A 9,561-nucleotide genomic window follows, 5' to 3' on the forward strand; every position below is an offset into this window, starting at 1 on the left:
CTTTATAAGCCACCATTGAAGCAGAACGCGCCGCAGATTAATTTACGTAGATGTACTTAAAGCCCCGTGAAAAGTCACATTTTTCGCGGAAGGCGGTCAATGTAAACGCTGTTTTTCAGATAGCACAACAGCCTTCAGGAATATTGCTTTGCAAACCAGAAGTCGAGTACATCCGAGTCGTGGCGCAATGCATGCTCGTCGAGCCAGCGGTCGTAGCGCAGCTGATTGAAATCGTAGATCTTCACCCGGCAGTTGTCGGTGCCTTGAATGTGTTCGCTGACCCAGTCGCAGATGCTGCTGGCGATTCTGGCGGAAGGCAATATTGCCCAGGCTTCAGGGGCGTACATCGCCATATGGCGGTCGGACAGGAATCGCGGCAATACGGATTCACCGTACTGGCGCGTATCGGCCTCGATGGTCTTGGTCAACCAGTGTTCGTAGCGGCGCATACACTGGTACCAGACGAACATGGTGCCCGAGAGCCTACGTTGGCCAAGAGCGTGCTCAAGTTCCCGGTCCGAGAGGCTGGCGATCATAGCCATTACGGAGGCGGGAATTCGGTAACGCTTGAGCGCAAGGCGCAGGTCGCGACCGGTGGTCAATGGAATGACCCGGTCGGACTCAAGAGAGTAGAGTTCGGCGGCTGGCAGCAGGTTGTCTAGAATCATACGGCTGGGAGAGGTTAAAGGTTGTTCGATATGTGGTCGAAATTTAACCATGTGTGAGGCTTGGCTGCTATGACCAAAATTGCCAGGTTCCCGTAAATTTGGGCCAACTGGAGATAAAACCGCTGAAGCAAAGGGCAGTCACCGTAGCGGCAACTTGGCTGCAAACGGGTTCAAAGTTTGGTTTGGCCGTCAGTTTTCGGGATAATGTGTTCATGGTTAACAAATAACGAGAATTTTATGCCGCAAACAACGCTCTCTCGGGGGCTTTTCCCCTTACTGTCTGTCGTGCCAGCCCTGATCGGTCTTGGTTCCCTGAGCGCCCCGGTGGCGGCCCAATCGGAAGGGCGGGGAATGCTGGAGGAGGTTGTGGTCACCGCCCGCCGGCGCGCTGAAAACCTGCAGGACACCCCGATTGCGGTCTCGGCGGTGGGAGCGGATACCCTCGATCGGCTCGGCATCAGCGACATAGAAGATGTTGAAACCCTGGCACCCAGTTTGCAGTTTTCGCAGACCAACTACAAAGCCCCGGCGATCTTCATACGCGGCATTGGTCAGCGCAGTGGCAATCCGGTACTCGACCCCGGTGTGGGGATGTACCTGAATGGGGTCTACGTACCGCGTTCGGATGCCCAGTTGTTGGACGCCGTTGATGTCGAGAATATTCAGGTGCTGCGCGGACCTCAGGGCACGCTGTTCGGCAAGAACAATATTGGTGGTGCCATTCTGGTGGATTCCAAGAAGCCCCACTCGGATGAGTTTGAAATGGCCGCCAAGGTTACCGTCGGCACTGACGGTCGCAAGGATGCCAAGCTCAGCTCAAATCTGCCGCTGACCGATGATCTCGCGCTCAGGCTTGCAGTGAACTCAAAGCGCAGCGACGGGTCGATCGACAACGTCAATGCAGGCAATGCCCTGTTTGATCAGGATCGGATCGCCATGTCCGGTCGGATGCTGTGGTATGCCACAGAGACTCTGGAAGTGGATCTCTTTGGCTTTCTCAGCAGGATTGATGAGCGGGGTTCACCCTACAACTGTAAATTTCAGAACAGTGGCGCCATTCTCACCAAGGGTATTTATCGTGACCCTAACGGTTCCAACTTAAAAGAAGCCTGTGACAGGAGTGCGGCGCTAGCCGGCAATTTCGAAGTTGCTCAGAACGATGAGGATGCGCGCTACGCCGTAGATAACCATATGGCAGCGCTTACCCTGCGCTGGCCGATGTGGGGCATGGACGTAGAGAGCATCAGCAGCTATGCCTTGCAGGACAATATCGCCATCAGCGGTGATTCAGATGGTACTGCTATTCATATCGTGGCGGTTGGACCGGATGCAGGTCGTCAGGTTTTTGACGGTGCAGGGCTCAATTCGCCGGACCAGCAGCGCACCCAATTCACTCAGGAACTGAAATTTAACGGCAGCGCCTGGGATGAAACCCTTAATTACACCTTCGGTGCTTTTTTTGCCAGCGAGACACTGGATGACACTTTGGACGGGACCGACGTCGGTGACAATGGTCTTGTGGCCGTTGGTCCGGATGCAGCGGTAGAGCTGGGTGTTCCTTTGCCAAACAATGGCGTGCTGCCGGTACAGGCCAATGCTGCGCAGAATGCCAACTACGAGAATAAGACCAAGGCGATTTTTGCGCAGGCGAGCTGGGATATCGCCAGCTGGTTTCAGATGACACTCGGCGTTCGCTACACAGAAGAAGATCGCCGTAGTGAACACACCCAGATTACGCCGGACTATCAGGAATATGCGAATCGCTTGAATGCTCAAATCGGCAGTAACCCAGCCATCGTGCAGCCAGTTGTTCACTATCAGGACGGTATATATTCGCCAGTGTCCTTGCAGCAGTATTTTGCCTATCAGGCGCCGCAGGTGCCGCTGGTATTCGCAGACCCTCTTGTAGGCGATACGTCTTTCTCTGAGGTAACGCCGAACCTGACCCTTACCTATCTCGCAACCGACGATACGCTTGAAGCCCTGAATCTCGACAGCTTTATTGCCTATGCCACTGTCTCAAAGGGCTTTAAATCCGGTGGCCTGGATATCCGTAATACCCAGACCTCCGCCAATATCCAGCAGTTTGAACCGGAGCTGGTGACCAATAAGGAGATAGGCTTCAAACTGGATGCGCTGGATTCCCGGGTGCGGTTTAACGTTGCCGTTTTCCAGATGGATTACACGGATCTGCAAGTGGCGCTCTATGAGCGCGGAGCTACGGCAACGGAGGTGATTCAATTTACCGGTAACGCCGGTGAGGCAGTTGTCGACGGCTTTGAACTGGAACTTACCGCCTTGATCGGTGATTTCACGATTAATGCCAACGCCGGCTACACCGACGGCGATCTGATTGAATACAGCCTGGGTACCAACACCGCCAATGGTTTTGCCATTGTCGATCGCAGCGGCGAGCCCTTCCCGCAGGTGCCGCAAAACGTACGCGGTATGGTGCTGCGCTATGACTGGTATTCCGATTTCGGTGTGATCTCACCCCAGCTTCAGTACTACTACTCTGACCGTATATTTATCGGCACCGATTACCTGAGTGGTGACTACGAAAGTTCGATTATCAGTCAGTATGAATTGTTTAATGCCCGCCTGGCCTGGGAGGTAAATGACCAGCTATCGGTAACTGCCTTTGTTGATAACGTAAAAGATGAGCCTTACTTTGTCGGTGGTATAGCGGTCACCAGCGTTATCGGCGTAGCCAACAGAGTGCCGGGAACGCCCCGACAGGCCGGGCTGGAATTCAGCTATCGGTTTTAATTCCGCGCAAGCCGGACACTATTTTTTCGTTGAAGAGAATGCTTTTCACTTATGAAGCTATTAAAGTTTTTCCTGCTGGCTCTGATACTACTCACTGTGGTTGTGCTTGTGCGAACCGTCAGTTTCAAACCGGAGCTTTCTGAAGACGTTGCAGGTATTGAGCTGGGTGAGTGGGATGAGCAGGCATTAGCACAAGGCCTGGCAAAGGCGCTCACGTTCCCCAGTGTTTCTACTGCGGACTATCAGTCGTTTGACTATGAGCCCTTCACGGAGCTGCGTAGCTTTCTGAAGCAGCGCTTTCCCCGAACCTTTGCCGAGATTCCTCACGAGCTGATCAACGACGCGACCTTGCTGTTTCGCTGGCAGGGGCAAGATACCGAGCGCAATCCCATACTGTTGCTGTCTCATCAGGACGTCGTGCCGGTTATTCCCGGCACGGAAGAGGAGTGGACGTACCCACCCTTTTCTGGAACGATTGCCGACGGATACATCTGGGGTCGCGGCGCGATCGATGACAAGGCGGGCGTACTGGGCATTCTGGAAGCCGTCGAACGGCATCTGAGAGAAGGCTTTGTGCCGCCTCGTACCATCTACCTCGCTTTTGGTCACGACGAAGAAGTGGGGGGTAATCGCGGAGCCGTGGTGATAGCTGACACACTGAAAGCGCGCGGCGAAACGGTCGACTTTCTGCTGGACGAAGGCGGGGTGATCGCTAAAGGCATGATTCCCGGTGTGGACAAACGTGTCGCTCTGATCGGCCCCGGTGAGAAAGGCTATGTGAGCCTGAAGCTCAGTGCTCGCGGTACCGGCGGGCACTCGTCCATGCCGCCTATGCAAACGGCGGCAGGCAGTATTGGGCGCGCCGTGCACCGCCTGGAGCAGAATCCGTTTCCGGTTGATTTGGAGTACACCGTCGAGTTCATGCGTTTTCTCGGCGATGATCAGCCTTTCTATCAGCGCCTGTTATTTGCCAATGCCTGGTTGTTTTCACCCCTTCTGACATCGGTGTTGGAGAGCAATCCGGCGACCAACGCCGGCATGCGCACCACAACGGCGGTCACTATGTTGGAGGGGAGCGTGCAGGATAATGTCTTGCCGATAAAGGCGTCAGCGGTCGTCAACTTTCGTATTCTGCCCGGCGATACGGTGGAGTCTGTGATTGACCATGTAACCCGCGTAATAGACGACCCTGCCATTGAGGTGACTCCCTATGACGGTTTTGGCAGTAACCCATCGCCGGTGGCCGATACGGCGAGTGCGGGTTTTCAGGTATTGAGTGATGTTGTTCGCCAGGTAAGCCCGGATACGCTGGTTGCGCCGCGCCTGGTAGTGGCCGCGACGGACGCCCGGCATTTCAATGAGGTGGCCACCAACAGCTTTCGTTTTATGGGGGTGGAAGTCGGACCGCATGAATTGGCAGGGATTCATGGCACCGATGAGCGGGTTTCAGTAGCCAGCTATGCTGAAGCCGTAAAAATGTACTACGCCCTGATTGCCCGTTCGGGAGAGCTATAGAGCCCGCTCTCCCTCTCGCACTGGCACAGGGTCAGTGTGTGGCGGCTGTTCGCTCCCCGCAATATGTTCCACTTTCCAGCCAAAACGCATCACCAGCACTGTCATTAACGGGCTGATCAGATTAAAAAAACAAAACGGCAGATAGGTCAGGGTACCCACGCCGAGCACAGTAGCGTGGTAAGCACCGCAAGTATTCCAGGGTACTAGTACGGAGGTTACGGTGCCGCTGTCTTCCAGAGTGCGGCTCAGGTTCCTAGGCGTCAGCCCATACTTTTTATAAAGTTCAGGATACATTCTTCCAGCGATTAGCAAGGTCAGATACTGCTCCGAAGCGGTCAGGTTAAGAACGCCGCAGGTGCCGGACGTTGTGGCTACCAGAGACGTGGGTCCACGTACCAATCGGTTTAAGCCGGTCAGCAGGCTGCTTAGACAGCCTGAGGCCTCCATCAAGCCGCCGAATACTACGGCACATAGAATTAACCAGATCGTGTTCAGCATACCGGCCATGCCGGAGGTGGAGAGCAGGTCGTCACTGAAGGCATTGCCCGTCACGATACTGGTTTCAGACACTATCGTAGCGGTCAGTCCGCGGTAGAGACCGATCCAGTCTTCGGAGCCCCCAATCTGGTAGACCAGCTCGCTTTGAAACAATAGCGAGCACAGGGTGCCAAGCAGGGTAGCGAATAGCATCAGGGGGAGGGCGGGCATTTTCCGAATAATGGCGATGACAACCAAAAGCGGCACCAACAGCAGCCAGGCTGATGTGTGCACGCTCGTGTTGATGGCATTGATCATTTCGGCTGACTGGGCAATACGACCATCCGCCGTGTGGGTCAGGCCAAGAGCGATAAACAAGGCAAGTGCAATAAGGAAGGAGGGCACGGTGGTCAGAAACAGGTAGCGCACATGGTGAAACAGATCGACCCCACAGACGCCGGAAGCCAGATTGGTTGTATCAGAAAGCGGTGAAAGTTTGTCGCCGAAATACGCACCCGAAATCACCGCGCCGGCGGTCACCGGCAGGCTCATACCCAAGCCCTCGCCTGTCGCCATCATGGCGACACCAATCGTAGCGGCGGTGGTCCAGGAACTACCAACGGCCGTCGATACAATGGCGCAGACAAGGGCTGCGGCGGCGTAAAACCACGCCGGATCAGCCAGCTTCAAACCCATGACGATCAGGGTCGGCACGATACCGCTGACCATCCAGGTGCTGGCCATAGCGCCGATAAGCAGCAGCATAAGTATTGGCATCAGCGCAATAAACACCACTTTGAGCATGCCGTCCTGCAGGACGACCCAGCTAGCGCCATGCCGCAGTCCGATAAGTGCCGCCATAACGCCGGCGAGTATCAGCGCGATCTGGTTCGGGCCTTCAATGGCGCTGTCCTCAAAGAGGGCGACGTTGATCGCTAGCAGTAACAGCAGCAGTGCCAGAGGCAGCAGAGCAAGCTTAAGCGAGGGGGAGGTTGGGGGCGTGGGCATGGTTGAGAAGCCAGTAGCGTTTGTCGCAGTATAGCAGCCAGAAAAGTGAAGCCCAGATTGGAACCCGGTTCGCCTGTATGGATGATGCTGGTAAGGGAGTTCCGCTCAATACTGTGAGAGGATGAAACCGACAAATAAGAGCAGAGGTGCCTATGGATTACGTCAGTGTTGAGCAGGCCCGCGAATTGGGTGGATTGCGTCTGGTGTTATGCGCTGGTACGCCCGGCGTCTGGGGAGAGGCGATAAAAGCGGTGCTTGCCCACAAAAAGATAGCCTATACGCCGGTATTGCAGGAAGTGGGGGGCGAAAACTGCGCCTTGCGGGAATGGACCGGGCAGACCAGTGCGCCGGTTATTGTGGATGCAGACAATCGTCAGCACATACTCTGGGAGAGCATGGTTTTGCTGGCTGAACAATTGGCCCCAGAGCCGGCTTTGATTCCCGCATCGCCGGATCAGCGTGCTTTGCATTTTGGCCTGTTAAGAGAAGTTGCGGGGGTGGAAGGTCTTGGCTGGAACCGCCGACTGCAATCCATTGCCCTGTCTGGCGGGCCGTCAGCGAATCCGGTATTACAGCGCCTGGCGGACAAGTATGGCTATAGCGAAAAGGCCGTCGCGCGCTCAGAGGAACGGACCGTCGAAATACTGTTGCTACTGTCTGCTCAACTTCAGAACCACGGCCCCTATTTTTTTGGCGATCAACTTTCGGCCCTCGATTTTTACACCGCTATTTTTATTGGCGTTATGATCAATCCACTGCCGGATGACCTTATCCCCATGCCCAAAGGTATGCGCGCTGGCTTTGCTCATCCCTCGCCAGCGATAGTCGAGGCGCTCGATTCTCATTTGCTGGATCACCGGGATCGGATGTTTGAAAGGCATATCCAGACGCCGCTGGATTTCTAGCTAGACAGATAACGACATCGCATGTCGTGGTTGTTATCTCGGCAGGTTTCTAATATGGAGCTAAAATTGATAAGGAGCGGTGAATGAAAAATCTGTTTTCGATCGCGGGAAAAGTTGCGGTGGTCACCGGGGGGTCGCGTGGTATTGGCGCCATGATCGCCAGAGGGTTTCTTGAAAATGGTGTCAAAGTTTATATCAGTGCGCGCAAGGAAGAGGAACTCAAGGCAACCGCGCAGGAACTGTCAACACTGGGTGAATGCATACCGATAGTGGCAGACCTCGGTTCTCAGGCGGGAACGGAGGCCTTCGCAAAAGCCCTGCAGGATAGGGAACCGAAAATAGATATCCTGGTGAACAATGCTGGTGCCAGCTGGGGTGCGCCGCTGGATGACTTTCCCGAAAATGGTTGGGACAAGGTCATGCAGGTCAATGTGAAGTCGATCTTTTTTCTAACGCAAAAACTGTTGCCGCAACTGCGTGCAGCAGGCACGGGGGATGACCCTGCACGAGTCATCAATATTGCGTCGATAAACGGCATTACAAACCCGAAACTTGAAAACTACTCTTACTCTGCCAGTAAAGCGGCGGTGATTCAGTTGACCCGTCATATGGCAGCTGACGTAGCCAAGGACAACGTCAATATTAATGGTATTGCGCCTGGATTTTTTCCTAGCAAAATGACCGCCTACCTTATCGATGAGGTTGCTGAAACTGCGCCCACGGCTATTCCGCGTGGTCGGATGGGACAGCCGGAGGATATCGCTGGAACAGCTATTTACCTGAGCTCGCGTGCTTCGGCCTGGATGTGTGGCCACACGCTGGTGCTTGACGGAGGTTCTGTGGCGCAGGCGGGCTGACTCACAGAACGATAGCTGGGTCATAACGGTGGCTTGGACAATTTAACTCCTCTCGCAGTGGCGGCAGGGCTTGCTGTGTTGTCGCGGTGAGCTCTGATAGAACTGAATACCTTCGCTATGAAATAAAAAATGCACTACGATAACTGAGCTGTCGTGATACGTTGAGGATATCTTGGGTCGGGCAGGTTCGGGGCTCGCTGAAGGTGTACCTAACCCGCAATGGTGTCGTTATGAGGCTAGTAAACTTATGAAATCCGCCATTCCCACGCCTGACGAAGATAAGCGGGTCAAAGCGCTGAAATCTCTGAATATCGTCTTCTCACCGGCTGAAGAGCGTTTTGATCGTATCACCGCCCTAGCCAGTAAGCTGTTTGACGTGCCGATTGCCTTAATAAGTTTGGTTTCCGACGATATCCAGTGGTTCAAGGCCAGCTGTGGACTTGATGCGGATCAGACGGGAAGAGACGTCTCCTTTTGTGGACATGCGATTCATCAAGAGGATGCATTCGTTGTCGAAGATGCACTGTTGCATCCCCACTTCGCAGACAACCCGCTAGTCACCGGACCCCCGCATGTGAGGTTTTATGCCGGGCAGCCGCTGGCTTATCAGGGGTACATGGTCGGTACGCTTTGCCTGATTGATCATATACCCCGCAAGCTCGAAACATCGGACCTGGAAACGCTACGACAGCTTGGCAGCTGGGTTGAGAACGAGCTTAATGCGCAACAGCCGAAAACCGCTGACCGGGTTGTGTTGAATGAGCTCACCGAGTCCGAACGCGAAAAATTACAGGATCCTCAAACCCGAATGCTGAACCGCGCGGGGCTCCAGCGTGTTATGGGGCGCGTGTTGGCCGATTCTCGCTCGGAATCGTTAATGGCTGTGCTGAAGTGTGCTGAAGATAGAGGCGATTTGCCATTGGATATTGCCGCTACATCGAACCGTGAAACTGCGCGCCGCATACGAAGCCTAACGGGTATTGACGATATTGTGGCCCACCTTGGTGGGGGCGAGTTTTTTCTGTTTAGCCCTGATATTGATAGTGCTACTGCTGACTTGTTGTTGCGTCGACTTAGCGCCCGCCTCAACGAGACTGTCATGATAAATGCTCAGGCACTCGAGCTAAATTACTGCATTGGCGCGGTTAAGGGCAGAGTGCCTGCGGGTGCGTTGTTGGACCAAGTTCAGGAGAGGTGCACATCTGCGCTAGAGGCCACGGAGGCAGCTGCTCCCAGTGGACTTAAAGTTCTTGAATGGCCGTCAGTAGCACCATAAGTCTACAAAACCAACATTTGCGCCGTCTGCTTGTACAAAACATGGCCAGTAATGCCTGACTTCGTTATTTGCCGCAGAAAAGCCAT

The 9,561-nt window shown here is 54.5% G+C and carries 7 protein-coding genes; 5 read left to right on the forward strand and 2 right to left on the reverse strand.

Annotation, left to right across the window (positions count from 1 at the left end):
• Positions 1-134 precede the first annotated feature (134 nt).
• On the reverse strand, positions 135-719 hold the full coding sequence (locus tag ABY734_RS02830; protein WP_372777458.1) for a hypothetical protein: 585 nt from the start codon (positions 717-719) through the stop codon (positions 135-137).
• A 186-nt stretch (positions 720-905) separates the two neighbouring features.
• Here ABY734_RS02830 and ABY734_RS02835 point away from each other — a divergent pair, with 186 nt between their 5' ends.
• Both ABY734_RS02835 and ABY734_RS02840 read left to right on the forward strand, forming a co-directional pair.
• Positions 906-3,437 (forward strand): TonB-dependent receptor, encoded by a 2,532-nt coding sequence (locus tag ABY734_RS02835; protein WP_372777459.1) that lies wholly within the window; start codon positions 906-908, stop codon positions 3,435-3,437.
• 51 nt (positions 3,438-3,488) lie between these two features.
• The gene (locus ABY734_RS02840; protein WP_372777461.1) at positions 3,489-4,952 is read left to right on the forward strand and encodes a M20 family peptidase; all 1,464 of its coding nucleotides are present in this window, start codon (positions 3,489-3,491) and stop codon (positions 4,950-4,952) included.
• On the opposite strand, the gene nhaC is transcribed toward ABY734_RS02840, so the two are convergent.
• Entirely contained in the window at positions 4,947-6,437 is a 1,491-nt protein-coding gene (nhaC, locus tag ABY734_RS02845) for a Na+/H+ antiporter NhaC (protein WP_372777462.1), read from the reverse strand. The genes ABY734_RS02840 and nhaC overlap by 6 nt on opposite strands.
• Positions 6,438-6,589: 152 nt before the next feature.
• Between nhaC and ABY734_RS02850 the strand changes: the two genes are divergently transcribed.
• The 3 genes from ABY734_RS02850 (at position 6,590) to ABY734_RS02860 (ending at position 9,475) form a co-directional block, all read left to right on the forward strand.
• A complete protein-coding gene (locus ABY734_RS02850) occupies positions 6,590-7,342 on the forward strand; it encodes a glutathione S-transferase family protein (protein WP_372777463.1) in 753 nt (250 codons plus the stop codon).
• An 83-nt stretch (positions 7,343-7,425) separates the two neighbouring features.
• The gene (locus tag ABY734_RS02855; protein WP_372777464.1) at positions 7,426-8,199 is read left to right on the forward strand and encodes an SDR family NAD(P)-dependent oxidoreductase; all 774 of its coding nucleotides are present in this window, start codon (positions 7,426-7,428) and stop codon (positions 8,197-8,199) included.
• A gap of 247 nt (positions 8,200-8,446) precedes the next feature.
• Positions 8,447-9,475 (forward strand): GAF domain-containing protein, encoded by a 1,029-nt coding sequence (locus tag ABY734_RS02860; RefSeq protein ID WP_372777466.1) that lies wholly within the window; start codon positions 8,447-8,449, stop codon positions 9,473-9,475.
• Positions 9,476-9,561 lie beyond the last annotated feature (86 nt).

The sequence above is a fragment of the Litorivivens sp. genome (assembly GCF_041624475.1).
Lineage (GTDB): Bacteria > Pseudomonadota > Gammaproteobacteria > Pseudomonadales > Spongiibacteraceae > Litorivivens.